At 53.1% G+C, this 26369-nt stretch carries 26 protein-coding genes; 17 read left to right on the forward strand and 9 right to left on the reverse strand.

Annotated elements, in window-relative coordinates; all coding sequences use genetic code 11:
• Positions 1-18: 18 nt before the first annotated feature.
• From AC2FNV_RS06585 to AC2FNV_RS06605, 5 genes are read left to right on the forward strand one after another with little or no spacing between them, the layout of a single operon-like run.
• Positions 19-615, forward strand: coding sequence for a VOC family protein (locus tag AC2FNV_RS06585; RefSeq protein WP_170607071.1), 597 nt, complete (start codon positions 19-21; stop codon positions 613-615).
• Positions 612-1100, forward strand: coding sequence for a GNAT family N-acetyltransferase (locus AC2FNV_RS06590; RefSeq protein WP_170607069.1), 489 nt, complete (start codon positions 612-614; stop codon positions 1098-1100). The genes AC2FNV_RS06585 and AC2FNV_RS06590 overlap by 4 nt, the downstream gene beginning before the upstream one ends.
• Positions 1101-1145: 45 nt before the next feature.
• On the forward strand, positions 1146-1826 hold the full coding sequence (locus AC2FNV_RS06595; RefSeq protein WP_170607068.1) for a molecular chaperone DjiA: 681 nt from the start codon (positions 1146-1148) through the stop codon (positions 1824-1826).
• Between the two features lie 3 nt (positions 1827-1829).
• Complete coding sequence (locus AC2FNV_RS06600; protein ID WP_170607066.1) at positions 1830-2843, forward strand: endonuclease/exonuclease/phosphatase family protein; 1014 nt, start codon at positions 1830-1832, stop codon at positions 2841-2843.
• Between the two features lie 37 nt (positions 2844-2880).
• On the forward strand, positions 2881-3255 hold the full coding sequence (locus tag AC2FNV_RS06605) for a hypothetical protein (RefSeq protein ID WP_170478760.1): 375 nt from the start codon (positions 2881-2883) through the stop codon (positions 3253-3255).
• 12 nt (positions 3256-3267) lie between these two features.
• On the opposite strand, the gene AC2FNV_RS06610 is transcribed toward AC2FNV_RS06605, so the two are convergent.
• From AC2FNV_RS06610 to AC2FNV_RS06620, 3 genes are read right to left on the reverse strand one after another with little or no spacing between them, the layout of a single operon-like run.
• Complete coding sequence (locus AC2FNV_RS06610) at positions 3268-4812, reverse strand: Ppx/GppA family phosphatase (protein WP_496772771.1); 1545 nt, start codon at positions 4810-4812, stop codon at positions 3268-3270.
• A 49-nt stretch (positions 4813-4861) separates the two neighbouring features.
• Positions 4862-5551, reverse strand: a complete 690-nt coding sequence (locus AC2FNV_RS06615) for a P-loop NTPase family protein (RefSeq protein WP_170607062.1) — start codon at positions 5549-5551, stop codon at positions 4862-4864.
• A complete protein-coding gene (locus AC2FNV_RS06620; protein WP_170607350.1) occupies positions 5552-6625 on the reverse strand; it encodes an AI-2E family transporter in 1074 nt (357 codons plus the stop codon).
• Between the two features lie 343 nt (positions 6626-6968).
• Between AC2FNV_RS06620 and proS the strand changes: the two genes are divergently transcribed.
• On the forward strand, positions 6969-8309 hold the full coding sequence (proS, locus tag AC2FNV_RS06625; RefSeq protein WP_170607060.1) for a proline--tRNA ligase: 1341 nt from the start codon (positions 6969-6971) through the stop codon (positions 8307-8309).
• Between the two features lie 29 nt (positions 8310-8338).
• On the opposite strand, the gene AC2FNV_RS06630 is transcribed toward proS, so the two are convergent.
• Positions 8339-8698 carry a hypothetical protein gene (locus tag AC2FNV_RS06630; protein ID WP_170607058.1) on the reverse strand — a complete coding sequence of 120 codons (360 nt, stop codon included), beginning with the start codon at positions 8696-8698 and terminating at the stop codon, positions 8339-8341.
• A 383-nt stretch (positions 8699-9081) separates the two neighbouring features.
• On the opposite strand from AC2FNV_RS06630, the gene AC2FNV_RS06635 reads away from it, so the two are divergent.
• The gene (locus tag AC2FNV_RS06635) at positions 9082-10368 is read left to right on the forward strand and encodes a lipoprotein-releasing ABC transporter permease subunit (protein ID WP_170607056.1); all 1287 of its coding nucleotides are present in this window, start codon (positions 9082-9084) and stop codon (positions 10366-10368) included.
• Entirely contained in the window at positions 10361-11047 is a 687-nt protein-coding gene (locus AC2FNV_RS06640) for an ABC transporter ATP-binding protein (RefSeq protein ID WP_170478773.1), read from the forward strand. The genes AC2FNV_RS06635 and AC2FNV_RS06640 overlap by 8 nt, the downstream gene beginning before the upstream one ends.
• On the opposite strand, the gene AC2FNV_RS06645 is transcribed toward AC2FNV_RS06640, so the two are convergent.
• A complete protein-coding gene (locus tag AC2FNV_RS06645; protein ID WP_170607348.1) occupies positions 11031-11468 on the reverse strand; it encodes a DMT family transporter in 438 nt (145 codons plus the stop codon). The genes AC2FNV_RS06640 and AC2FNV_RS06645 overlap by 17 nt on opposite strands.
• A 96-nt stretch (positions 11469-11564) precedes the next feature.
• Between AC2FNV_RS06645 and AC2FNV_RS06650 the strand changes: the two genes are divergently transcribed.
• Positions 11565-11975, forward strand: coding sequence for a c-type cytochrome (locus tag AC2FNV_RS06650; protein ID WP_254442590.1), 411 nt, complete (start codon positions 11565-11567; stop codon positions 11973-11975).
• Positions 11976-11977: 2 nt separating this feature from the next.
• On the opposite strand, the gene AC2FNV_RS06655 is transcribed toward AC2FNV_RS06650, so the two are convergent.
• Both AC2FNV_RS06655 and AC2FNV_RS06660 read right to left on the reverse strand, forming a co-directional pair.
• The gene (locus AC2FNV_RS06655; RefSeq protein ID WP_170607054.1) at positions 11978-12664 is read right to left on the reverse strand and encodes a hypothetical protein; all 687 of its coding nucleotides are present in this window, start codon (positions 12662-12664) and stop codon (positions 11978-11980) included.
• Between the two features lie 42 nt (positions 12665-12706).
• The gene (locus AC2FNV_RS06660) at positions 12707-13369 is read right to left on the reverse strand and encodes a DNA-3-methyladenine glycosylase I (protein WP_170607052.1); all 663 of its coding nucleotides are present in this window, start codon (positions 13367-13369) and stop codon (positions 12707-12709) included.
• A gap of 367 nt (positions 13370-13736) precedes the next feature.
• Between AC2FNV_RS06660 and AC2FNV_RS06665 the strand changes: the two genes are divergently transcribed.
• The 7 genes from AC2FNV_RS06665 (at position 13737) to AC2FNV_RS06695 (ending at position 22080) form a co-directional block, all read left to right on the forward strand.
• Positions 13737-14687, forward strand: a complete 951-nt coding sequence (locus AC2FNV_RS06665; protein ID WP_170607050.1) for an ABC transporter substrate-binding protein — start codon at positions 13737-13739, stop codon at positions 14685-14687.
• A 10-nt stretch (positions 14688-14697) separates the two neighbouring features.
• A complete protein-coding gene (locus AC2FNV_RS06670) occupies positions 14698-15750 on the forward strand; it encodes a betaine/proline/choline family ABC transporter ATP-binding protein (protein ID WP_170607048.1) in 1053 nt (350 codons plus the stop codon).
• On the forward strand, positions 15747-17813 hold the full coding sequence (locus tag AC2FNV_RS06675; RefSeq protein ID WP_170607046.1) for an ABC transporter permease: 2067 nt from the start codon (positions 15747-15749) through the stop codon (positions 17811-17813). Before AC2FNV_RS06670 ends, AC2FNV_RS06675 begins: the two co-directional genes overlap by 4 nt.
• A gap of 576 nt (positions 17814-18389) precedes the next feature.
• Positions 18390-18911, forward strand: a complete 522-nt coding sequence (locus AC2FNV_RS06680; protein ID WP_170478789.1) for a DUF2478 domain-containing protein — start codon at positions 18390-18392, stop codon at positions 18909-18911.
• 457 nt (positions 18912-19368) lie between these two features.
• Positions 19369-20073 (forward strand): hypothetical protein, encoded by a 705-nt coding sequence (locus AC2FNV_RS06685; RefSeq protein WP_170607042.1) that lies wholly within the window; start codon positions 19369-19371, stop codon positions 20071-20073.
• Positions 20074-20140: 67 nt separating this feature from the next.
• A complete protein-coding gene (locus AC2FNV_RS06690; protein WP_170607040.1) occupies positions 20141-21535 on the forward strand; it encodes a site-specific DNA-methyltransferase in 1395 nt (464 codons plus the stop codon).
• A 26-nt stretch (positions 21536-21561) separates the two neighbouring features.
• Positions 21562-22080 carry a DUF5681 domain-containing protein gene (locus AC2FNV_RS06695; RefSeq protein ID WP_170607038.1) on the forward strand — a complete coding sequence of 173 codons (519 nt, stop codon included), beginning with the start codon at positions 21562-21564 and terminating at the stop codon, positions 22078-22080.
• A gap of 283 nt (positions 22081-22363) precedes the next feature.
• Here AC2FNV_RS06695 and AC2FNV_RS06700 read toward each other — a convergent pair whose 3' ends face one another.
• Both AC2FNV_RS06700 and AC2FNV_RS06705 read right to left on the reverse strand, forming a co-directional pair.
• Positions 22364-24127 carry an adenylate/guanylate cyclase domain-containing protein gene (locus AC2FNV_RS06700; RefSeq protein ID WP_170607030.1) on the reverse strand — a complete coding sequence of 588 codons (1764 nt, stop codon included), beginning with the start codon at positions 24125-24127 and terminating at the stop codon, positions 22364-22366.
• 192 nt (positions 24128-24319) lie between these two features.
• Entirely contained in the window at positions 24320-25954 is a 1635-nt protein-coding gene (locus AC2FNV_RS06705; RefSeq protein ID WP_170607028.1) for a hypothetical protein, read from the reverse strand.
• A 279-nt stretch (positions 25955-26233) separates the two neighbouring features.
• On the opposite strand from AC2FNV_RS06705, the gene AC2FNV_RS06710 reads away from it, so the two are divergent.
• A complete protein-coding gene (locus AC2FNV_RS06710; RefSeq protein ID WP_496772779.1) occupies positions 26234-26368 on the forward strand; it encodes a hypothetical protein in 135 nt (44 codons plus the stop codon).
• Position 26369: the final 1 nt, after the last annotated feature.

Here is a 26369-nt window from a genome sequence, read left to right on the forward strand (position 1 = left end):
TTCTGAAGGAGGCTATAGATGCAATTGGATCACATCGCGGTTTCAGGCAGTACGCTGGAAGCCGCGATTGCGCACGTCGAGCAAGCTCTTGGTGTTTCTTTGCAGCCGGGAGGCAAACACGCGAAATTCGGTACTTACAATCGCCTGCTTGGGCTTGAAGACGGTCTTTATTTGGAGGCAATCGCAGTCGACCCAGATGCGCCTGCACCCGAACAACCCCGTTGGTTTGATTTGGATCGTTTCTCTGGTCCTGCGCGTCTGACAAACTGGATTTGCCGCGTGTCGGACATTGACGCCATAACTATGCCTGACGGGCCAGTAACTCCGATAGATTTGGATCGAGGTGCATTGCGGTGGCGTATGGCGGTGCCCGCCTCGGGGAGGTTGCCGTACGACAACCTGTATCCGGCGCTAATCCAATGGCAGGGGGATTTGCACCCTGCACGAATGTTGCAATCCAGCGGTGTTCGATTACGGCGCCTGATTGTATATCACCCTGACGCTTTGGAATTGGCAAAGTTGTTGGGACAGATAAAACTGATCGAGTTCGATACCGGTCCCGCAGCGATACGGGCAGAGTTTGAAACGCCCTGGGGCGTTCGCACCTTGGAATGAAAATCCGTCACGCACAGCCCGCAGATTCGGCGTCTATTACTCAGATTACCAACACAAGCATAAGAGACAGTCTTGCGACCTTCACAACTGAGGTGCGCCAACCCGAAAGTATTGCAGCAGATATTGAGGCTCGATCCGGGTATTTTCTGGTGGCAGAGGAGGAAGGGAAGGTCCTTGGGTTCGCCACATATGGCCCATTCCGGTCAGGGCCTGGCTACGCACATACCCGCGAGCACTCAATTCAACTGACGCCTGAAGCGCGAGGCAGAGGAATAGGTCGCGCTTTGATGACTACTTTGGAAAATGCGGCAATTGAAAATAATGTCCATGTTTTGGTCGCGGGTATTTCATCTGAAAACCCTCCGGCGATTGCCTTCCATATGGCGCTTGGATTTTCCGAAGTTGGCCGGATGCCGCAGGTTGGACGAAAATGGGGGCGTTGGCTTGATTTGGTTTTGATGCAGAAAATTCTTGCATCGAACTGAACTGTTGCACCTGACAGCGGCAGCACGGCGCGTTAGGGTGCGCTCATGTCGATATGGACCAGAATATCAGATGCACTAAACGCGCTAGCCAAAGGCGAAAGTCTGACTGCTGTTTTTGAAAAGTTGCGTACTCCGCCCGAGCGTTCGGTGGCCTTTGCAATCGCCGTAATCGCGTTAGGGGCCAAGATGGCCAAGGCCGACGGACATGTGACCCGCGACGAGGTCACCGCATTCCGCGAAGTCTTTCAGATCGCTCGCGAAGATGAGGCTGGCGCGGCAAAAGTGTTCGACATGGCGCGAACGGATGTGGCAGGTTATCAGGATTACGCAAGAAAAATTTCGCGCATGTTTGCGGACGACAACAACACGCTATGCGATTTGATGGAAGGACTGTTCCATATCGCAATGGCAGACGGTTTTTATCATCCCAACGAAAACGAATTTCTTGCAGAGGTCAGCCGCATCTTTGGTCAGTCCGAGGCTCAGTTTATGGCACTTCGAGCGCGATTTGTCCCGGACGCACCTAATGATCCCTACACAGTGCTAGGGGTTGCGCCTGACATGCCTTTGCCGGAAATCAGGCGAGTTTGGCGGCAGCTTGTGCGCGAGACGCATCCGGACGCAATGATGGCGCGCGGAGTTCCAGAAGAAGCTGTGCGCCTCGCTGAAAAGAAAATGATAGATATCAACCGCGCCTGGGACGAAATCAACGGCGCAAGGGTCTGAACTATGCGGATGGCCACCTATAATATTGAGTGGTTTGCCAATCTGTTCGACCGCAACGACAAACTTATCGTGGATGATAGCTGGTCTGGGCGGCACGACGTAACAAAAATTCAGCAAATCGAGGCTATCGCCAAGGTTTTGACGGCAATTGATGCCGACGCAATTTTGATCGTCGAGGCACCTAACACAGGCAGAACACAGAACACCGTGCGTGCACTTTTGCGTTTTACTGAGGCATTTAACCTGAGAACCTCACAAGCGGTGATGGGGTTTCCTAATGAAACGCATCAAGAGTTGGCCCTGCTGTATGATCCATCCGTGATGACACTCAGGCATGATCCGATTGGGGAACCAGCCGATGAAAATGGCAGCCTGGATGCACCGCGGTTCGATACCTTCTTTCGTATCGATCTAGATGTGGACGCGACTGAGGATATTGTGAGGTTTTCAAAACCTCCGCTGGAGTTGGAGATTGAAACCAACTCGGGGAAAACATTCCGTTTGATTGGTACGCATCTGAAATCAAAGTCGCCGCACGGAGCGACCACTCGGGACGAAGCGATCCGACTTTCCATTGCGAACAGGCGAAAGCAGCTGGCGCAAGCCGTGTGGCTGGCTCAACGGGTACGGTCACATTTAAAAAAATCCGAGCCCGTCGTTTTGTTAGGCGACCTGAACGATGGCCCCGGTCTGGATGAATTTGAACATTTGTTTGGAAGATCATCCGTCGAAATCCTGCTCAAAGCGGGCCTTTACGACCCGCACGCTGCACAAACGCATGGCCCGCGACCAGACGTTTCTCTTTCAACGGCAAGGTTCGCTTTACCACAGGAGGGCAGGTATCTTGAGGCGCTGTTGGATTACATAATGGTCAGCAAGGATTTACGTGATCTTCAACCTCGCTGGAGAATTTGGCATCCGTTTAAGGATGCTGCCTGCTGGTCTAACACGGAATTGCGCGACGCGCTGCTGGATGCTTCGGATCATTTTCCGGTCACTCTGGATATTGATCTCTGACCTTTCAACAAAGGTATCAGCGTCCTATATTTCCAGCATGACACGTATTCTATTGATCTGCGTTGCGAGCGTCACTGCCGCATTGCCTGCAAAGGCGCAGGAAAATAATGGCAAATCGCTTATGGAACGCGGAGCTGAAATGTTCCTGGAAGGTTTGCGGCAGGAAATGGAGCCCTCTTTTGATGAATTGCTAGGCTTTGCCGATCAGTTCGGGCCTGCGATGCAAACATTTATTCAGGAAATGGGACCAGCGCTTGCTGAACTCGCTGCTCAGGTTCAGGATTGGGGGTTATACGAGACGCCCGAAATGCTGCCTAATGGCGACATCATAATTCGAAAAAAACCTCAGCCCGAGGAACCTGAGCCTCCTAGGGCGCAAGAACCTTCAACGGAAGAATTCACTGATATCTGAGTTCTGACAAGTTCAACCCTGCATGATTATGCGTGTATCGGAGTTCAAGGCGTTTGCCAGAGATTTGAACCTAGCCTCAGCCACTTCGTTGAACAAAGGCGCGGCGGATTTGGGGAGTATCAGGTCAAGTTCTTGCTTTTTTGGGAAAAACCGGAGTTTTCCCATCGCTGCATCAGGTTGCATCCATAGCATCGCACCGAACCTCAGTGCTTTACCCAAAATTTCAGCCTCATTTTGTCCGCGCTCATCCAGCAATTCGTACAATGGGGCAAAGCGGTTTCCTTCGCGCTTGTTGCGATAACGGTGTTGCAGAGCCAATCCAATGAAAACTCTTTCTGAATGTTTCAGTCCACTCATGTTGGCTCGGGTAACATATTCGAAACACGCTTCTGCGCGGTAATCGGGATGGGCCCGCCAGCTGACGTCGTGTAGCAGACAAGCCGCCTTGATCAGGCGAACTTTTTGGGGTGGCGCTGATTTAAACAGGGGCATCACGAAGTCGAAAAGGTGCTTTCCAAATCCGGGCAGGCGGGCATCCTTGGCTTCGGCGAACCGGCTCGCTTCGATCAGGGGATCGCGGTCGCGAACACGTCGCGGCATTTGTTCGAACAGCAACCCTTCACGAATGCCATAACTTGAGATTGCAATGTCTTTTGGTTTGAATGTCCGGATTAACCGGGAAAGAACGTCCATCGCATAGGGCATTAATGCCATGCGCGAGCTTGAGACACCCGCCTGACTGCGCAGCTTGTCTGGGTCCCCATTTTCAATGAACTTAATCGTATCGCGAACCGCCTTGTTACTCATACGGTATTCATGCAGCACATTCAGGGGGTAATTCCGGCGCAACATATCCAGTCGAGCAAATGCCCGCCAACTTCCGCCGACAAGAAACAGACGGTCCTTTTGCGGACCCATCTGATCCCGCATTTCTTCCATAGTTGCTTTGATATGCGCCTTTCTGGCTCGTCGCCCGCCTTTGATGTCGCGCAATTTTAGAGGGCCAAGTGCCGAAGTCATTCTGCGGCCAACTTTACCATCACCAATTTCTGCCAATTCGACCGAAGAACCACCAATATCGCAAATCAATCCGTACGCTCCAGGCCAGCCGAGCAAAACACCTTGGGCAGATAATCGCGCTTCTTCTTCGCCATCAACGACGTTGATGTTTAGGCTGGTCTTGGATTTGACCTCTTTGCAGAATTCCGGGCCATCCTTGGCTTCTCGCACGGCGGCGGTGGCAACAGAGTGTAAGGCGGGCAGGCCGAGATCGTCCGCAAGAACTTGAAAGCGATGTAACGCCGCAAGTGCGCGTTCCCGTCCAAGTGGGTTCAGGCGACCCGTATCTGAAAGCCCAGCGCCAAGTTCGCACATGACCTTTTCATTGAAGAAGTAGGCAGGCGAGCGCGCGGCACCATCAAAGATAACCATTCGGACAGAGTTCGATCCAACGTCAACAACCCCAACACGGGCCAGCGCCCTTGCACCGGGGTCGTCGAACAAAGGCCTTCCAAACGGGCCGTAGTCCGCGGTGTCAGTCTCGCCGGTCTGTTCCATGAATTCCCCATTCCTTTGCTTAGCAGGATGCGAAATCGTTAAACTTCGGTCAATCATATGAATTGAGTTCGGAGCGTAAATTGGTAAGAACCCGCACTGCCAAAGCGCGGTTGATCTCGCGTTTTTCGCGGAGAGCCAGATCGTCAATAAGACCGACCACTTTGGACGCAGTTTCAAAACTGCGGTCCATATGCTTGACGAGATACGCGATTACGTCTGGACTGGGGTTCAGTTGGCGATCTACAAAAAGTTTGGCCAACACGGCACCTAAGAGCGCGTCATCAGGGCCTTCAAGCGCAACATGGTGCGCGCCGTCGACCCGGCTTTGCAAGTCCGCCAGCGAAAGCGCCCACAGATTTGGCGTAGGCCGGCCAGTCATTAACAGGTCGTTGCCTTCTGCAAGCACCATATTATGCAGATGGAACAATATTTTCTGTCGTTCAGGGTCGCTGGAAATCTGGGGCACATCTTCTACTGCGATTGAGGTGCGTGCCAGATTGGGCACATCTTCGTTCACTAAATCAACAGAAGGAATGATCCGCCCGCCTGACTCGGCTGCCCAGACATGAGCCAAGTGTGTCTTGCCGGACCCAGCAGGGCCGCTTAGTACGAGCTTATTGCCAGGCCAGGAAGTCGCTGAAATCATTGCCACAGCAAGCGCGTTGGTGGGTGAGACAAAGAAATCTTCGCGCCCCAGGGCGGTTTTCGATGGAAGATCAAAACTAAGTTGGGTGGCCATTCATTCGTTGTCCTGCGCCGACCCATCCAGGCCTGTATATAGGCGGCTGCTTAAGTATTGCGTCGTGCCAAACCTTGCCAGAACGCCGATAGCGGCGGCTACCGGTACGGCGATCAGCATACCGACAAAACCGAACAATGCACCGAATACAGATAGAGCTAGCAACAGCCAGACCGGGTGAAGGCCGACCGAGTGGCCGACGAGTTTTGGCGTTAGGAAATTGCCTTCTGTGACTTGCCCAACCATGAAAATACCGGCGACCAAAGCAACATGCGCCCAATCGCCCCAAAATTGGAACAGCGCTAATCCGATCGCCAGTGTGCCGCCGATTAATGCGCCCAGATAAGGGATAAAGGTGACCAAACCAGCAATAAACCCAACAATCAGGCCAAATTGTAATCCAACTATCATGAGTGCGACGGCGTAATATGTTCCCAGAATTAGGCAAACAGTACCCATTCCGCGTACAAAGGACGCCAGAACATCATCAATTTCGCGGGCCAGACGTTTTATCGTGGGTGCGTGGTCTCGGGGCAGCAAATCACCAATTTTGGCTATCATACGGTCCCAGTCGAGCAACATGTAAACGGCTACGACGGGAACGATGACAAGAAGGACCAACAAATTGATAGCTGAGCCCACCGAAGATAACACCGTTTGCAAGACGTCCCCGGTTTTCGACTTAAGCGTCTCTCCAAATGAAACCAACATTTGATGAGTGTTCGACTCTCTATCTAAAAGCGATGGAAACTGCTTTTCGATGAAGGCTCGAAGCTCTTTGAAAAGGCTGGGAAGAACGTCGACCAGGTCCAACATCTGGGTAATCAGGGCGGGGACCACCATAAGGATCATGAGGACGAACCCCAACACACCGACGACAGTAATTATACCGGTCGCCGCAACGCGCGACAGGCCCAATTTTTCAAGCCGGTCAGCGACCGGATCCAGAAAATAGGCGATTGCGCCACCAATTACGAAAGGTAGTAAGACATCGCCCAACAGCCACAACAGCAACACAAAAACAATAGCCGCAATGCCCCAATACCTAAGCTGATCCCTAACCGGCAAAGCCATTGCGCGTTCCTTTGTTGCGGGGCCTGAGGCGTTCTTGGCGCAATGGAGTGTATGATGCAAGAGGTTCATGGCGCATGCGTTTTATCGCAATTTAGCAGCATAGGCCCTAAAAGGCGCCGGCACCCAGACTTGCCAGCTCGAGTGGAACCACATGGCGTCTTCTTTCCCTGAAGTTTCGATGTTCCAATTCTGAAATTCTCATTCCACTCGAAATACCACCCGACCGAGTTGACCGAATGACCACTGACGTCCGGTCTCAAAAAAGACCGAAGCGCGATTGCCCCCGGCGTAGCTTTGGCATAATCACGGTTGAAGTCGAATTCTTACCTTTGAAGGTCAAAAAATGCGCCTCAGCCGATACTTTCTGCCCGTGCTCAAGGAAAACCCGTCCGAGGCCCAGATCGTCAGCCACCGGTTGATGCTGCGCGCTGGTATGATCAAACAGGCCGCCGCCGGTATTTATTCCTGGTTGCCGTTGGGTTTCAAAGTTCTGCGCAAACTGGAAAATATTGTACACGAAGAGCAGGCGCGTGCCGGTCATATCGCCATCCAGATGCCCATTTTGCAATCCGCTGACCTGTGGCGCGAGTCAGGGCGCTATGACGACTATGGTCAGGAAATGTTGCGAATGCAGGATCGCCATGGCCGGGATATGTTATATACGCCCACTGCCGAGGAACTAGTGACGGACATCTTCCGCGGACATGTCAGTAGTTACAAAGATCTGCCTCTTACTCTTTACCAGATACAGTGGAAATTTCGCGACGAAATACGTCCACGTTTCGGCGTGATGCGTGGCCGTGAGTTTTATATGAAAGACGGTTACAACTTTGATCTGACGAAAGAGGATGCCCTGCACGCATACAACCGCCATTTGGTTAGTTATTTGCGCACTTACGAACGCATGGGCCTGCGGGCCATACCGATGCGCGCCGATTCTGGCCCAATAGGCGGCGACGATACACATGAATTTCTGGTGCTGGCCGACACAGGTGAGTCCGAGGTCTTCTACGACAGCGCAGTCACAGACCTGACTTTTGGTGACCGCGAGATCGACTATGATTCTCGTGATCAGTGTCAGGCAATATTGGAAGAGTTTACCTCGAAATACGCTCGCACAGATGAAACTCATGATGAGGCCTTGTTTAATGAGGTCCCTGAGGAACGCCGCCGGATTGCGCGAGGGATCGAAGTGGGACAGATCTTTTATTTTGGCACCAAGTACTCTGAAGCGATGGGCGCGACGGTTCAGGGGCCGGACGGTAAGCCGTTACCGGTCCACATGGGTAGTCATGGGATTGGTGTTAGCCGTTTGGTCGGCGCAATTATCGAGGCGAGCCATGACGACAAAGGTATAATCTGGCCAGAAGGCGTGACCCCATTTCATTGTGGGATTGTGAATCTGAAGCAAGGTGATGATGAAGCAGACACTGCTTGTGAATCGATCTACGACGCGTTGACCGCGTTGGGGTTGGAGCCGTTGTATGATGATCGCAATGAAAGGGCAGGGGGCAAATTCGCAACGATGGATCTAATCGGTTTGCCCTGGCGGATCACCGTGGGCCCGCGCGGATTGAAAAACGGTGTCGTCGAACTAACCAGCCGCCGTACCGGTGAAAGCGAAGAGCTTAGCCCCGAGGCAGCAGTAGCCAAGGTTGGTCAAATATACGCAAAAATTGCCTGATGCTAGGGCGGTTCAGTTCATAAATAATGTCAGGTGTCGTTTTGTTTTGGCCGCGCGGCCAACACGTCACCGTCTGCTTCGCTGCCGCGAGCCACGACAATCGGGCGCCCCATGCGACGAACAAGCTCCCGGAATTCGAACCCCAAAAATCGTAGGCCGCAGACGCGTTCGTCAGTGGTTCGATCGGTTACGCAAAGACTTCCTTGACGGAACGCTAGCCGATAACCCTTCTGGGTCAGCAAGTCCGCCAGATTTCCCCAACTCGCCGCGCTGTCGAATATTGGGCGAATGGCCGCACGCAACAACGCTGCGGATTCGCAATCCAGTTCTGTTGTTGATTTTCGGGCCAGTATCGGGCCCTTCCCCCCTACGTTTTCTTGAATACTCATGAGCGACCCCCGCTCTGAAAATGTGTTCCCCCATGAAAGGGTGTCAAAGTTTCGGAAAATAAGCAAAACGTGGAATAAAATTGCTCAGTTAATGTTGCATTTAGAATTCAGTACCTCGCGAATTGCGCGCATTAACTTCATTACTGAAACAATAAGTCCTTGTCTGTGAAGGGGGTCACAACTTGGAGTATATTTTTTCCGGCAGTTTCTCGCCAATGGATAGAGCGGCGGCGATGAAGCTTAAAGTTGATTCGTTTCACAATAGATTCGGCTGAGGTTATGAGCCTGAGAACGTAAAATAGATTGCCAATAAATGATGATCGGCTTGACCATCCGATAAATTGCCGAAAGGGTCGCCACAGCATAAAACGCCCGGAGCCTGAATGACCAAAACCCCTCCTCCTTTTGCGCCTTTCGAGTGGAAAATTGCTTGGCGATATCTTCGCGCCCGCCGCGCTGAGGGTGGTGTAAGCGTAATGACCTGGATTTCGCTGATCGGTATTACTTTGGCAGTATTTGCCTTAATCGCAACGCTGGCGGTGCGGTCGGGGTTTCGTTCCGAGTTCGTGGGCACGATTTTGGGTGCGAATGCGCATGTGACAGTCTACTCGTCCGGGGAAATCGATGCACAGGGTCGTGTTGACCGGACCATCGCCGACTATGACGACATGGCGGCACGGATCGCACAGGTTTCGGGTGTTGCGCGCACAGCGCCGTTGGTCAAAGGGCAAGTACTTTTAACAAACCGCGAACGAAGTACCGGCGTCGAAGTGTTCGGTATTCGTCCTGACGACCTGCTTGAGCTGCCTGGAATTGCTGACGGTGACAAGGCCGTTGGTGATCTTTCACAGTTTGCAGAAGGAGTAGCGATCGGCTCGGGCGTGGCGCGTGCAATTGGTGTAACGGTCGGCGACAAAATCAAGATGACCTCGCCCAATGGGGTGAAGACGGCTTTTGGAACATCCCCGCGGGTAAATGCATACGACGTGGTCTATGTGTTTTCTTCTGGTCGTTATGACATCGACCGGACACGGCTTTACATACCGTTTGAAGAGGCGCAGAGCTTTTTTAACCGCGAAGGCGCCGCGGACGAGATTGAGGTCATGGTGGAACAGCCAGAGAACATGAACCCTGTGCTGATACCGATCCTCGAGGCCGCAGGAGGCCGATCACAGGTATGGACCTGGCAAGATGCTTCGGGTGGATTTCTCAGGGCGCTTGAGGTCGAAGACAATGTGATGTTCATCATTTTGTCGATCCTCGTTTTGATCGCCGCGATGAACATCGTGTCGGGGCTCATTATGTTGGTAAAAAACAAGGGGCGGGACATTGGCATATTACGAACCATAGGATTGAGCGAGGGCTCGGTTCTGCGCGTGTTTTTTATCTGCGGTGCGTTCACCGGAATTATCGGTACTGCGATGGGCGTAGTCCTCGGGTGTCTTTTTGCGCTTTACATCGATCCTATCTTTTCTTTCGTAAACTATGCGATGGGCGGTGGTGTATGGGACCCTGCCATCCGAGGAATCTATGCGTTGCCCGCCGAACTGCATCTTTCAGATGTGCTTAAGGCCGTCGCCCTGTCTCTTGGATTGTCCTTTTTCGTGACATATTTCCCGGCCCGCCGCGCAGCTCGGCTAAATCCGGTTGAGGCGCTGCGCTATGAATGATGTCACTCTAAGGTTGCAGGGTCTCAGCAAAACCTATCTCAAAGGAACACCTGGCGAAATTGAGGTATTGCGCGGAGCCGATCTGGAACTGCGTGCCGGAGAGGCGGTTGCGCTGGTAGCGCCATCCGGAGCCGGAAAATCCACTTTGTTGCATATTGCAGGGTTGCTGGACGTACCGGACACGGGCACGGTTCAGATTGCCGGGCAAGAGGCGACTGGTAAAAGAGATCGCACTCGTACAGCGATCAGGCGTAAGGATGTCGGATTCGTTTACCAGTTCCACCACCTGTTGCCAGAGTTTACAGCCCTTGAAAATATTGTCCTGCCTCAACTGGCCAATGGCGTGGCACAAACGGCTGCGAATGAGCGCGCACTGAAACTGTTGGAGCGGGTAGGCATAGCCCAACGGGCCAATCATCGCCCTGCCGCCCTGTCGGGTGGGGAACAGCAGCGAGTGGCGTTCTGCCGCGCGCTGGCGAACGAGCCGCGTGTATTGCTGGCGGACGAACCCACCGGAAATCTTGATCCTGAAACCTCCGATCAGGTTTTTGATGTCTTGATGAATCTTGTACACGAAGCAGGCCTGTCCGCCCTCATCGCAACACACAACCTTGAGCTTGCGGCGCGAATGGACCGAACGGTACGCTTGGACAGTGGAGTTATTAAGCCAGCTGTGTGATCGCGACGCCAATGGTCATCAGGGTAATACCTCCTGCACGTATCCAAGTGAGCGGCGTTACCTGGGCGCCAAATAAACCGAAATGATCAATTACAGCTGTACTGATTAATTGTCCGACCAACACTAGGAACACCGCGTTTCCGACCCCGAAATGAGGCGCGACATGGGTGATGGCCAGCACGTAGAAAGCAACTAATACACCTCCCAGAAACAGATGTTTTGGAACCTTTGCCGCCTTGGCGAATGCGTGGTCGGCTGGCAGTACGAGCAGAACGATCACAGAGGCGGTAAGTGCGACGGCAAACAGGATTACAGCCGCCGCATTGGGCGACCCGATCATTTTTCCAAGGGTAGCGTTCAGCGCAGCGAGAATTGGAACACCAATTCCAGCCGCTAGCATGATCGCCGCGTAATGTGCCATGTGTTGAACCTCTGCGCTGATCTCGTTGATCTGGATCATTGCGGTATCGCCTCTGTCGGGCAAGCTTGAACTCGTCTAATTTTGTTGGAGGAAATTATGGCAGGTTGGATGGGTAAAATTTTTGCCTTAGCAGCAGCGCTTTCGATATCTGTGCCAGCGTGGTCGCAAGACGTGGAATCTGGGGAAGAAATCTATATGAACTATTGCGCGACCTGTCATGGGCTGGACGCAATAGGAAATGGGCCAATGGCCGGAGTGCTGGTTATACAACCTACCAATCTGACAAAGTTGGTAACTTCGGGCGGTGAATTTCCCACAGAGCGGGTTGTCGCGCGCATCGACGGGCAAGAACCCTTAGTCAGCCATGGTAGCCCAATGCCGGTTTATGGTCCGTTTTTTGAGGGCCGGGACGCTACAATCAAAACAGACTCCGGGCAATCAATACCGACAAGCAAACCGATTGCCGATCTAGTTGCATACCTCAAGACACTGCAAGGCCAGCAGTAAAGTCAGCGACAAATTCCTTCGATCTCGGCGCCATCCCACGGAAGCAGGACGTCGCTTTCTCTGCGCCCGTTGGGCAGAGATGCGAGGTCAAAATGCGGTTGGAGCATGTCGTGCAACCGCTGTGTGCGAGGTGCACCAGGGTCAAGCGCACGGCAGCATACATATTCTTCGACAATCGATCCTTGCTGTTCGTAGCCATATGCTAAGAAATCCGGGGATGTATCGAGGTCAAATAAATAGGGATCGGATTGGCGCCCATGTTCCGCTGCGGCTCTCAAAGGATGATACCCGGTTTTTTCTCGATTTTGCCACTGCCAGACATGTGTCAATTCGTGTGCGAGTAGCATCGCGGCGATCAAGTTCACTCTTTCGGGATATTTGGACATGTAATCGTCCAGATACCAGTCCTTGGTGAAATACACGCGGTTAAAAAGTGCGACAGCCGCTGGTCTGCCCGTTACGGTCTCAGTTTTAACGGGTGGAAGTATAAGTTCGCGACAAGCCAGCCGTGGCCGCGCCTTGCGGGTATAGGTGACTGCGGCAACCGGAGCACCTTCGACTAGTCTAACCCGGTCCAAGTCGAGCGTATTTCCTTGGATGTTGCTCGCAAATGCGCGTTCCTGCTCGGTCAGTTGGCGACCGCAGGACGCGAAAAAACAAAGTACAATAATTAGAAAGAGGCGCACCATATCTTAGACCGTAATGCTCAAGGCAGGGGCTGCAAGCTGTTTTCAAAGGCTCATAGCTAAAACCCGGCTAACTTCTGTCAACGAACGACCCGACTGATCCATCCACGAGTTGAAAGCCCTCTGAACTGCTGCCATCGCCTTTTTTGAAGTCGCCGGTTTGTCAATCACGCCTTCTGCAATCAGTCGCGACGTCACATCTCGGGACAGAATGAAACTGTCACGTCCTGCAAAACGCATCGCGTACTGCGCCGATGCTCCACCCAAACGCGATCCGCGTTTGCCAAGCATCTCTAGCAATCCGGCGAAATCAGTAGACGGCCAGCCGCCCAGTACTTGACCGACCCCACCTTCATGGCGCAGTTCCAGCAGAAAGGCTGCGTTATCACGGACCGCCTCTATCTTGATCCCGTTGCGTACAATACGCGTATCTTGCAATAGCGCGTCGAATTTTTCGTCATCCATGAAGGCGCAGCGCCCCACGTCGAACCCATCAAACGCGGTCTCGAACCCGTCCCACTTGGATTCGATAACTTTCCAGTTGAACCCAGCCTGAAAGATCGTCTTTGTAATTGTTGCAAGCCAACGGTCGTCCGGCATGGCGACCAGTTCGGCCAAGGGCTTTGGCTTGTCTAACTTACTTTCCAATGCGTCCGAGCCGCCGTGACGGTTTGCGGCCAGTTTGTAAATATCATCAAAATGAAGCATGTCTCGTACCCTCCTTGCATCAAGTGTTTCCATTTTGTTCACGTATTCAAGTTCCTATTTCCTGTTTAGCCCGGGAACTAAGGTGTCGCTTGTTTTATCGAACCACAGACCCACACTTTTGTAATTGACTGGTCAATCAATTTCCCGCAGTCTAGCGCCGTTAATTGACCAGAAGCTTTGGGCGATGTTCTTATGAGTGGGGGTGTTTCGCTGGATTGATCGATCAACAAATTCGATAACACCGTTATGTGCACTCTTTTGCATCCGAACTAACTCGTGCATTCTGCTTTATAGTTTCTGCAAGTGAAGCCATTGGGGCGAACAATTCGCCACATGGGGCAATCAAAAAAGACAGGGAGAATATTCCATGAAAAAACTTGGTGTAGGCCTTTTGGCAATGACTGTGGCAAGCACTGCTGCAGCAGCGGATATGGGCGCCGTCGATGAACCGATCAAACTGGCGATCAACGAATGGACCGGTCAACATATCTCGACCCATGTAGCGGGTGAGATGCTCAAGGCTGCAGGATATAACGTCGAATATGTTACTGCGGGCTATATGAATATGTACCAGGCCATGTCCGATGGTGAAGTCCACGGCGCCATGGAAATCTGGTCGTCAAACGTTTCGGACGATTATGCGAAAAAAGTTGATGCAGGCGGCGTTGTTGAACTGGGTGATTTGGGTCTGGATGCCAAGGAAGGCATCGCATATCCCGCGCATGTAGCCGAACTTTGCCCGGGTCTGCCAGCTTGGGAAGCGTTGAAGGAATGCGCGCAAGTTTTTGCTACTGCCGACACGCTGCCAGGCGGTCGTTTGGTTGACTATCCGGCTGACTGGGGTACCCCAGGTGCGGATCGCATGACCGGGCTCGATCTGCCTTTCAAGGCTGTTCCAGCGGGCTCCGAAGGTGCATTGATCGCGGAACTCCGCGCGTCGACCGAGCGGAAATCTCCCCTTCTGATTACCTTTTGGCAACCACATTGGGCAATGTCTGCATATGATGTTCAGTTCGTCGACCTGCCGGTGGGTGAAGAGGCCTGCTTTAATGATCCTGCGTGGGGACCGAACCCTAATGCTGTGAATGACTGTGACTTCGCACCTTCACGCATTTTCAAAGCAGGTTGGAGCGGAATGGCTGACAAATGGCCAGCTGCTTATGAAATCCTGTCGAACTATCAACTGGCAGTCGAAGATCAGCAGCCTATGATGGGTGCAATTGACGTTGACGGTGGATCCGTCGAAGAGGTTGTTGCCGCTTGGATGGCCGAAAATGAAGATAAATGGCGTCCGGTCGTAGACGCGGCAACGCAGTGAGTTCACTTAAGTGACTGACACGAATACGCCAGCTATTGCCTGCCGGAATCTCTGGCAGGTTTTTGGCCAAGGCGCTGAAAAAGCCCTGACCGAAGCGCTGTCTCGGTCAGGGGATGATGCCGATAAGGCCGCAACTGACCTGCGCGATGCAGGTTTCATACCCGCCGTGCAAGATGCCAACTTTGAAGTCCGCGACGGCGAGTTGTTCGTCATCATGGGGCTCAGCGGTTCGGGCAAATCCACTCTTATCCGTTGCATTTCGCAGCTTTTGCCGGGAACAGGCGGCGAAATCCGTGTAGAAGGCGAAAACGTGGTAGGCGCCTCGAAGAAGGCGTTGACCGATCTTCGGCGGAAAAAGCTGGGGATGGTGTTTCAACACTTTGGCTTGTTTCCACACATGACCGTTGCCGAAAACGTAGCGTATCCCCTGCGGGTTCAGGGTGTGGGCCGCAAGGAACGTCTTGCCCGCGCTCAAGAAGTCATTTCTCTCGTCGGCCTCGAGGGGCGCGAAGATAGTTTCCCTCGGCAGCTTTCTGGTGGTCAGCGTCAGCGCGTGGGTATCGCGCGCTCTTTGGCTGTGAACCCAGACATCTGGTTTCTGGATGAGCCTTTTTCGGCGCTTGACCCGCTGATCCGCCGCCAGTTGCAGGATGAATTTCTGCGCATTCAGGCGACCTTGAAAAAATCCATTGTTTTCATAACGCATGACATCGCCGAAGCGCTAAAGCTGGCTGACCGAATAGCCATCATGCGCGATGGAAAAATTGTTCAAATTGGTACGCCATCAGACATAGTTCTGCGCCCAGTAGACGACTATGTGCGTGAGTTTTCCAAGGACGTGGCAAAGGGCCAACACGCCAAAGTCGGGTCAGTTATGCGCGACAGAGGCAGTGAAACGGGCCCCGATGATCCGGGTTTGACCACAGCGATGACGCTTGACGCGGCGTTGGCGCACTGCATGGAACTTTACGAACCCGTTCCGGTCAGGGATGACACCGGCAAAGTTGTTGGTACGGTACATCCGTCTGATTTAGCCGCTGCTTTGCAAGTGGACGAAACATGACAGTTTTGACGGATGTTCCAGCACAAGATTCCGCGCGTTTGACGGCCGGAGCGAAGGCGGCATTGATCACTGTAATCGTTGGTGCAGTTTGTCTTGTTCTGGAAGGAGTTGCGCCTTGGTTGATCCAGTGGCCAGCCGCCTGGGAATTGCCGGCTACACAATGGGTTGGGAATTTTCTCGACTGGTCGCTAAATGCAATCAAACCTTTTGCACGTCTGTTTTCCGACGTAATGGCGTATCCGATGAACTGGGCCAATTTCGTGTTGAGCAACACTCCTTGGCCCATTCTGATAGGCCTTGTAACCGCGATGGGTTGGTATTTGGGTGGCTTGCCGATGGCTGCACTTGGCTTTTTGGGTCTCAGCTTTGTTTTGGCGTCAGGATATTGGGCCGAAAGCATGAACACACTGGCATTGGTGGCCGTTTCAGTTCCAGTTGCATTGATACTGGGTGGAGCAATCGGCATTCTCGCTAACGAGGTGCCAAAGGTGAAGTCATTTGTTCAGGCGGTGCTGGACGTAATGCAAACCGTGCCGACATTTGCCTATCTGACACCGCTTTTATTACTGTTCGGATTCGGGCCGGTTGTCGGATTAATCGCTTCAGCCATATATGCTGCACCTCCTATGGCTCGCAATGTAATGCTTGGGCTCGAGCGAGTTGATCCGGAAATAAAAGAAGCCGCCATTATGTCAGGTGGCACACGCTTCCAACAGCTGTTTCAGGTCGAAATCCCCGCCGCTGCAACTCAGATTATGGTCGGCGTGAACCAATGTCTGATGGCCGCACTCTCGATGGTGATTATTGCCGCCGTGATTGGCGGCTTCAACGACATTGGTTGGGAGGTTCTGCTGACCATGCGCAAGGCTCAGTTCGGCGAGTCGCTACTGGCCGGTTTGGTCATTGTAGTTTTTGCGGTGGTAATCGACCGGATGAGTGGAACCCTTGCGACCGAGCGTAAGCGGTACGACCAAAAGGTCGGTTGGGCAATGCTGGCTTTTGCAGCGGCGTTCACGGCCGTTTTCTGGGCGAGGCTTCCAAATCCGGCAGATTTGACCCTTTTGGATCCGGTTGCGCAAGCGGTGGATAATGGATTGACGACGTTCACCCAGAATAATGGTCCTTGGCTGGACGCTCTAAAAAACAACTCATTGTTTTATGTTCTGTTACCGCTTCGGATTGGTTTGGATCAGGCCGTGCTGCCGTTTACCTGGGGCTTTCAGTGGACCGCTCAGATGAGCTATGGCCTGTTTGTCTTTGGAGCTGTAATAGCATTGGTTTTTGCTTGGCGCGGTCATCTGACAGGTGGGTTATTGGCGCTTATCCTGATTGGGATGCTCGAGACCGGTGTTTCGAACTTACCTTGGCCCTTTGTATTGACCGGTGCCGCAGCGCTTGGCTGGGTTGCTGGCGGTTCGCGTCTTGCGGTATTGGTGGTTGCGTTACTAAGCACGATCCTCGCGTCGGGTTTGTGGGAAAGGGCGCTGTTGTCGCTCTACCTCAGCGGGGCGGCGGTTTTCTTCTGTGCGGTTTTTGGCGGTCTGATCGGTCTGGCTTGTGCGGTGTGGGAACCCATCTGGAAGATTGTCCGTCCGATCTGCGATATGCTGCAAACAATTCCTTTGTTCGTGTTCCTGATTCCGGTTCTCATGGTATTTCAAATTGGTGAATTCTCGGCTTTTCTGGCGATCTGCGCATACGCGATTGTGCCGATGATACGCTATACTCGCCACGGGTTGGTCAACACGCCAGACGAAATGATGGAGGCCGCCATTTCAAGTGGTGCAACCGATTGGCAAATCATGCGCGACGTAAGAGCACCCTATGCCGCGCCTACGATCCTATTGGGGCTGAATCAGACCATTCTATACGCGTTTGCCATGTTGGTTATTGCAGCTTTGATCGGTACCACGGGGTTGGGCCAGTCAATCTATTTGGCGCTGGGCCAGGCGGATGTCGGGTTGGGGATATCGGCTGGCGCAGCGATGGCGATTCTAGCACTGGTGGCCGACCGAATAGTACAGGGTTTTGCTGAAGAACGGCGTCAGGCTCTTGGGCTTTGAGAGCTTGGTCCGGCGATAAATCCGCCCTTCCAAGCACGTTATTTGGTGCAAAGATTGCCTGAACGCCGTACTCTGAACTAAGCCTCATTCTGTTCTTATATGACCGCGGCAGGTTGGGACGACTTGCTAGCTTCCATAGTGACCCATGTGCTCAGCTGCATCGTACCAACGGGTACCAGACGCGTGGATCGCTAGTAGGTGTGATGGGTCGGCATACCCTATGTAAACTATTTCCCCATCGGTAACAGTGTGACCACGCACTAACATTCTGATCAATAGAAGCTCATTGTTTGTTATTCTGTTCGGTTTGTTAGCTGATGCACTTGTTTGGCAAGATGTCCAACGACCATCGACGCGTCGTTGAAATGAATGCTAGTGGCGGTGTCTTCCTCTGCGAAAACCTCAACTTTGGACCAGAGCCAAAGCTTGCTTGGCCCGCCTTTTTCCACTGCATTTTCTGGGGTTTGCACGAACCTTTTTTCAGTTGAACGACTTTGCTTTAGCTTGGGGGAGTGGCCGAGCACGCCTATGCGTGCTATCTGGATTGCTGGAATGCTGCACTAAGAGGACAACCAAATGCACTTGGCCTATGTGACCACTACTGATCGCGGAGCAACTGACAGGCTGCTCAGTGCTGTGGCAGAAAGACTATTGGCCCAGGGCGCCCAACTTTCAGGAGTAGTGCAGACAAACACCGAATGCGCGGACGACACAAAATGCGACATGGACCTGCGGGTTCTGCCCGATGGCGCGACGATCCGCATTTCACAATCGCTGGGCACGATGTCGCGGGGGTGTCGTCTGGATCCAGCTGCTCTTGAGGAGGCTGTCGGGTATGTAACGGCTTCACTGTCGGATGGTCCACAGTTGTTGATAATCAACAAGTTTGGAAAACATGAATCCGACGGTCGCGGATTTCGACCTGTGATTGGTGAGGCCCTAGCTCAGGACATTCCGGTATTGGTCGGAGTAAACGGTTTGAACGAGGAAAAGTTCAAAGATTTTACTGATGGTGCAGCACAAGCGCTTGAGCCTAACGTGGACGCAATTGTGGCCTGGTTCGAACGTGTCAATAGGACGAGAAACGCGGCCGCGTGATGCGCGTGTTGCTCGGCCTTTATGAAACCAAACCATCAAGTTTTTGAAGAAACTATTACTTTTGGATATTAAGGTTGTGAAATGGTGGTGGACGCAGTCCAGAGCGAACCGGTCTCAGCGAAGGTCGCGGGAAAGACTGGGCACTTCCGCTGTTTTTGGCCAGATTTACCTGTTTTTCACGGTTTTTGGTGTTTTGGATCAGCTCTTTTGTCGGAGTTCTCCGATATTGTGCCACGGTTTCCGTGGTTTAGTCGAATTCAGGGCACTTTGGAAAACACGCCAGAAACACGTGTAAAACACGTGATCTACAGGGTAGGGGGCTTGGAAATCAGGAGCAAATCAGGGTCAGTACACGCGGTTGATTCAGCGGCAAGCCATAATATGACCCCAATAGGGGTTGACTTGTCGAGGCGCGAATATTAATTTGACCCTAAGTCAAGTTGATTTGGGTGCGCCAATGTCAAACCAAACCTTCGGTCGCGGACAAGCCGAGTGGGCGCTGTGGAAGAGCTTCACGGTCGGGCGTAGTGCGTCAGACGACGTACCAAAGGTCTTCCGCACAAGGGTGAAACGTCTTCTTGATGTGGATCGCGAGCACGATTTTGCTGAGGCCTCGGATCCGCCGCCTGTGCGATGGTCCTTTGTGGCGCCGCCGGAAGAGAGTGGTGCGGAAGCCGCCTATACTTCGATCGACGTGTTCTGTTTGGCGATTGGACTGGACTTGCTCGATGCCGGGTTCAAGCAATCAGAGATCGTCTTTCTGATGCGATACCTTCGGCCCGAGCTCGAGGCGCGCCTGCCTGGGCTTGTTGAACGCCCGTCGCTTCACGCCCGCCAAAGGTATAAACCCGAGGTCGACCCCTCCCGCCCGACATTCGGAGCGGACGGCAGGAGATACCTGGATGCCCGCCAGTTCGTCGTTTTGAGTAAGATCGAGCTGCGGGAGATCGTGCCGCAGGCCAGGGCCCGTGCGCAAAAGACGCCCCTGTTCCTTGAGCCCGACTTTTGCGACGGGATCGAAGCGCTGAGTGCAGTTCTGAGCGACGCGATGCCAAATCGCCGCCGGGTCGTCACCGTCCTGGAACTGACTGCAACGGCCCAGGCAGTCTCGGCCTTCCTCGAACAAGCCCCAAGCATCCGGCGCGGGCGCCCAAAGGCTTAAGGCGTGAGCAATGATCCATTCCGGTCCCAAAGTATAGCCCAAATCAACCCCTATCGAGGTTAAATAAATGAGTGCTGTTAGACTTGAGACAATCGATCCAGAGGCGCCCGTCAGAGCCCTGAAGGGAACAGCGACACTGCCAATCGCGCGCCTGAAGCCGCATGATAGGCAGGCACGGACGCATTCAAAGCGACAAATCCGCAAGATCGCGGCGTCGATCGAACGCTTTGGCTTCGTGAACCCGGTGCTTGTCGATGTGGACAATGGGATCATCGCCGGTCACGGCCGCGTTGAAGCGGCCAAATCTCTTGGCTGGACAGAGGTTCCCACACTGCGCGTCGAGCATTTGAGCGAAGCAGAAAAGCGTGCCTACATCCTTGCGGACAATCGTCTCGCAGAAGAGGCCGGTTGGGACCGGGAAATCCTCGCGATCGAACTCCAGGGGCTTATCGACGTAGACTTCTCTGTTGAGTTGACGGGTTTCGACCTTGCAGAGGTGGATCTGATCCTCGAGGAGCAGGCGACTGGTCAGGCAGCTGATCCTGGGCGCGATGACGAGATCCCGCCGGCGCCCGAGGAGGATGCCGTTGTCACCCGTGTCGGCGATCTCTGGGAACTTGGATCACATCGTCTGCTTTGCGCGGACGCGACGTGCCCTACCTCCTATGAACGGCTTCTCGGCGACGATGTCGCCTCACTGATCTTTACCGATCCGCCCTACAACGTCCCCATTGCCGGGCATGTGTCTGGCCTTGGAAAGGCGCGGCATCGCGAGTTCCCGATGGCATCGGGCGAGATGTCATCAGAGGCGTTCCAGGCCTTCCTGGCCACCGTCTTCGGGCACATGGCGGCCCATTCCGCTGATGGTTCGATCCATTTTATCTGCATGGATTGGCGGCACATGGGCGAGACCCTGGCGGCCGGGCACAGTGTTTATGACGAGCTCAAGAATCTCTGTGTCTGGGCCAAGTCAAACGGTGGCATGGGTACATTCTATCGGTCGCGACATGAGTTGGTCTTTGTCTTCAAGCGCGGGACGGCGCCGCACATCAATACATTTGAGCTTGGCCAAACTGGTCGCTACCGGACCAATGTCTGGGAATACCCAGGCGTTAACAGCTTCGGCGAAGACCGCGACGCGGCCCTGGCCATGCATCCCACCGTCAAGCCTGTTGCGCTGGTTGCGGATGCCATCAAGGACTGCTCCAAGCAGCGTCAGATTGTGCTGGATCCTTTTGGCGGGTCAGGCACGACCCTGATCGCTGCCGAAAAGACCGGCCGTCGCGCTCGGCTCTTGGAGCTGGACCCGGCATATTGCGACACAATCATCCGTCGATGGCAAAACTTGACTGGCAAGCATGCGCGGTGCGCTGAAACGGGCACGCGGTATGCAACAAAGGCTTCCGAACACGAGGCCGAGGTGCAGGCACCGTCCGCGACGGACGCCGAGCCAGCCTGCTGACATCCAACCATCAAGCGAAAGGTTTAATGATGCTTGAAGAAGATGAAAACGGGCCCGAAGTGGGCTCTAAACCGGCAGATCTGAACCGGGACGCCCGCGGCCGTTGGCGCAAGGGTCATTGCCCAAATCCGAAAGGACGACCACGCAAAAAGAGGTTCAAGAACTACAGCCCGTCCGATGTTCAACACTTTGCCAACACGCAGGTCGAGCTGATGGTCAACGGACAGCCCGAGACGCTGGATCGCCGGGCAGCGCTTTTGAACAAGATCTTCGAGAGCGCGATGAAGGGCAGGGTCTCGCAGCAACGCTATTTGATGGGGTTGTTTGAAAAGAAGGATGCCGAACTGGCCGAGCTCAGGCACCAATACGAACGATTTCTGCACGAATGGGTGTTGGATAATCCGAACTTCAAGAACTTCGATGATAGCCTGTCCCATGAGCAACAACTCATATTGCTCAAATTGGGTGCCACCCTCAATCACTACTATCCCGGACAGTTTACAGCATTTCTGGGCATCGAAGAATCTGAGGAAGACGTCGGCTAAACGGACAAAAGCGGCTGTTAAGGCGCAGAGCAGCGAATGGCGGTAATGAGCCCAAAGCGGAAGAGCTCCATCTCTGAACCTCGCAGGCGCAGCGAACTAGTCGCCAAATACATAAGCCGCACCGCAGAAAGAAAAGCGGTCGTTCATTCACTGCGCAGCGAGTTTTCGGGTGCCGATGTCCGAGTTGCGGACAAAGTGGTCGTTAGAATCCGGCGATCCAAGGCCTTTTCTTACACAGAGAAGACGCTTTAATCCTCAATTTTTAAGTTAGCAAATTGTGTACTCAACCAGCGAGGCGAAGTGAGGTTGTCGCCATAGCGCTCCTCAATTCAGCTTTCAATCTCTTAGATATCTCGCGATCTTTGAAGTATTCAGTTTGAATGAATGTAGAAGGTTTAAAGTCTGGATCGTGAAGCAACAAATCGCGAACTGCTCGTTCAATCTTGTAGTCATTGTTCAGGTGAGTTGCGGCCGCAGTCCGATAAGCTGCCGCCCGCCGGGTGAGCCTCGCAAATTCATCCACGGTGTTAAAACAAGCCTCAAAATCATGCATGACGTAGTAGGCAATTGCCTCTAGTTCGCGGCAATATTCGGGCAAAAAGGGATCAAGCATCTTTGCACGCTTTTGATACTCAAGAGCAGTCTTTCCATCTCCGAGAAAGTTATGGAGTTCACCGGTTCGTCCAACAATGAACGCGTGATTTGGGTTTAACTCCAGAGCGCGATTGAAGTGGAACTTAGCCCGTTCAAAGTCACGAACATAGAGCGCCAAAGAACCGGCAATTCGATGGCTTTCAGCGTCCGTTTCATCCAGCTCGACAGCTAGGTTCCCTGCTTCGACCAACTCATCCCATACATCTTCACCGGTCCATTCTGCTACTGTAGCGACAGCGCACGCCCTCCAGGCATGAACTCGACCATATCCTGGATCTCGTTTCAGCGCTTCGTCAAACCAATGAACTGCTTCCTCTGCATTCTCCTTTGTGACTCCACCAATCCGGTGATAGTACAAACCGCGGATTAAACATTCATAGGCTTCCAGGTCACCCGGACGTTTTCGCTGTGCCGTGGCTTCCAGTTGCCGTTCGATCTGGCCGGCCACACTCGCGACGATTTTGGCAACAAGGTCATCCTGGAAATCGAAAAGATCCCCCAGATTGCAATCCGCCCGCTCTGTCCAAAGCTGTTCGCCTGACACTGCATCCGTCAGATACGCGTTGATCCTTATGCGATTTCCCAGCTTGCGAACCCCGCCTTCAAGACAGAAACGCACGCCGAGTTTCTGTCCAAGTTCACGAGCGTCAGCCGCAACCCCTTTTAAACCAAAACTAGTATTCCTGGAGATCGTGAGAATGTCAGGGAACCGTGACAACTCTGTAATGATGTCTTCCGTCAGGCCATCGGAAAAATACTCCTGCTCGGGATCATTGCTCATGTTCTTGAAGGGAAGCACAACAATTGAATTGGTGGACTTTTGCAGTTCCGCTACGTAGGGAAGGCTACTGTCCTCGATAAGGGCAGTTCCGCAACTGTGCGTGCCAAGCTCGCCTGCAACAGCGTAGACCGTAATTGGTTCGGAAATATTTTTAAGATTTCGGGTACCCTTGTTCTCAAATTTGAGCTGGGCCGACCGCTTGGCGTGATCGAACACAGCATTACTTACGAGGACCATACCCGGCTCGGCTTCAGACTCAATACGACTTGCTACATTCACCCCATCGCCAAGCAAATCGTCGCCATCTACTACGACATCGGCAAGATGGACACCAACCCTGATTTCTAGTCCAATCTCTCGCTTAGTTACTGGTGCAGCGAGTTGAAGTTGTAAATTGTAAGCACAGCGAACTGCCGCCACTGGGCTAGAAAACTCCAAAAGAAAGCCATCACCCGCGCGGTTGAAGACCCGCCCATTGTGCGTGGACGCAACAGTTCCGATTAACTTGTTTAACAGTGTAACACGATTTATCGTGTCGATCTCATCTTCACGCATACGAGTGGAATAACCGACAACATCAGCGGCCAAGATCGTAGACAATCTCCTATTCATATTGGAGGTTCCTTTTGCGCATAAATTTAAAGCCCAAACGCACGATTGCGCCATAGTAAGCCATTTGACTTCAAGAGTCTGCAAGTGGCTCAAAGCAGACATTAAGTGTGTAAATGCGGGTACCCTCCAAGCCCGAAGTAGTCTTACTTTCGCGAAGCTGCACCACCGAGAGCCATCCGGCTCTTGGACGCGTCAAGCAGCCGCTGAACGGCACAGGCAACTGGCGCGGATCGGAATGTCTGCGCGGGCAACGGCTTGGTCCAGAAGCAATTTCACATGTGGGAGTTCCACGGTTTCGCCTCTACGCTGGAGGCATTCGTGGAGCCCGTGCAGAGCCCAGACATTGCGCGGATGTTGGCTAGGTCGAGGTAGCTTGCCATCGAGCCCCAAGTCGGCCCGGTAGACCGCTTCAGCTTCAGTATATTCACCCGCCTCCATTAATAAAGCACCCAGAGCATGCCGGGATGGCTGCGGCCACGACCAGGGCTCCTCATATTCCAACCCGTCGTCTAATTCGACCGCTTTGCGAAGGTGATTAAGACCGGCGTTATGGTTGCCGGCTTTAAACTCAATTTCGCCTTTCATCATCTCTTCGGCTACGGCGAGGACGTCGCGCGCTGTATTGTTAAAAAGCATACGGCTTTCAGGCACTTCGGCATAAGCGGCAGTAAACTCCCGCATGGTCGATTGAGCCTCTCGGCGATGTCCGAGATTAGCCAAAGCAACGGCTTTGGCGTAAAAGATCAATGCGTTGGTAGTTACGTAGAGTTTTTTGTCTTCCGGTTGTTCAAGCTCAAGGATCTCCGACCACATTCCAAACCGGATGTAAACATGAGGTGCAGCCGCCACGAATGTTTCGAAAATGTCCGGGTAAGTACGAACAACCTCATCGGGTACTTCTCCGCGTAGGCGGGTGACCGCATCTACCGCTGCAGCTTTCTGGCCGAGAAACATCGCGCCATAAAATGCGAAATGCAGGTTGTGAATGCGGTATAGAGCGTAGAAGTTCGCAGCTCCGGCGTATTCCTTAAACATATCGTCCACTTTGGCAGCAGCCAGGTTGCGATATAGCACATTCTGATACTCCCCGCAGAGAACGTCGATATGTGTGGCCATATGCACAAGATGGCCCGCATCGGGGACTAGATCCTTTAGGGTATCCCCATGGCGCAGCGCTTTTTCAGGGTGCGGCGACATTTCCATCAGGTGAATGTACATGTGCAACAGACCAGGGTGGCTCCAAGCACCGTGGGTTTGATCGAATGCGCGTTCTAAAACTTCCATAGCTTCGACAGTTGAAGCTTCTGGGTTCGGAACGCCCTTTTTGAAGTCCCAGAGTTGCCAAGGCGTCCGGTTCATCAATGCCTCAGCGTAAATGCAAGCAATGTCTAAGTCGTCCTTGTGGGACTCGTAAACTGGTTTCATAGCTTCAGCGAAACCATCGTTGAATGGTTGGTAATCTTCGATTTCAGGGTCAGTTGGATAGCGCAAAGCCAACGCCTCAATCAGTGCACGCTCTGCAGGTTTGGCGTCTTCCAGTGCCAGCGCATTCTTGAGCGCTTCGTGCGCCCTTTCCAAAGCCGGCGCCTTCTCTTCAGAGGTGAAGACTTCCCATGGTTTATTGTAGTTTGGTCCGATGGAATAGGCGATGCCCCAATAAGCCAACGCACATTTTGGATCGGCCGCAACTGCTTTCTCAAAGCAGACAATCGCCTCCTCGTGATTGTAGGCAAAAACCCAAACTAGCCCTCGATCAAACCAAATTTGAGCATCTGGAACTTTGCTGGCAGCACGGCTGTATTCTCCAAGGTTAAAGTATTCGGTCATGAAAAGCACTCCCTATCAAAAGGTAAACTCTAACACGATTCGACCTATTTCGATGTGTCTTTCCCGAGTTAAGTTTCACGTGACTTATTTGCAGGACTAATCCACCTTCCAATCCAAGAAGAACTAGAGGCACCTGCGAGATCAGAAGCGTATTGAAACTCGATCATTCTAATTTGAACGACCACTTTGGGCTCGAAGCGGTCGTTCGCCGCTACTTGCTCGTGTGACTGCTTTGCGGACAAACCTGCCGTTAGCCGCAGCGCGGCGCGATTGTTCCGCATGAACGACCGCTATGCGGACGAAGCCGCCTTATGCGTTGGTCGCGCAGAACTGGAGTTTTTTTGGCTCGGCATTAACCTCGACAACTCTGCAAAACTGCTAAATGGTCGCTGGAGCCACTCGAAACTGGGATAAG

The sequence above is a fragment of the Ruegeria sp. BHSA163 genome, from assembly GCF_059613365.1.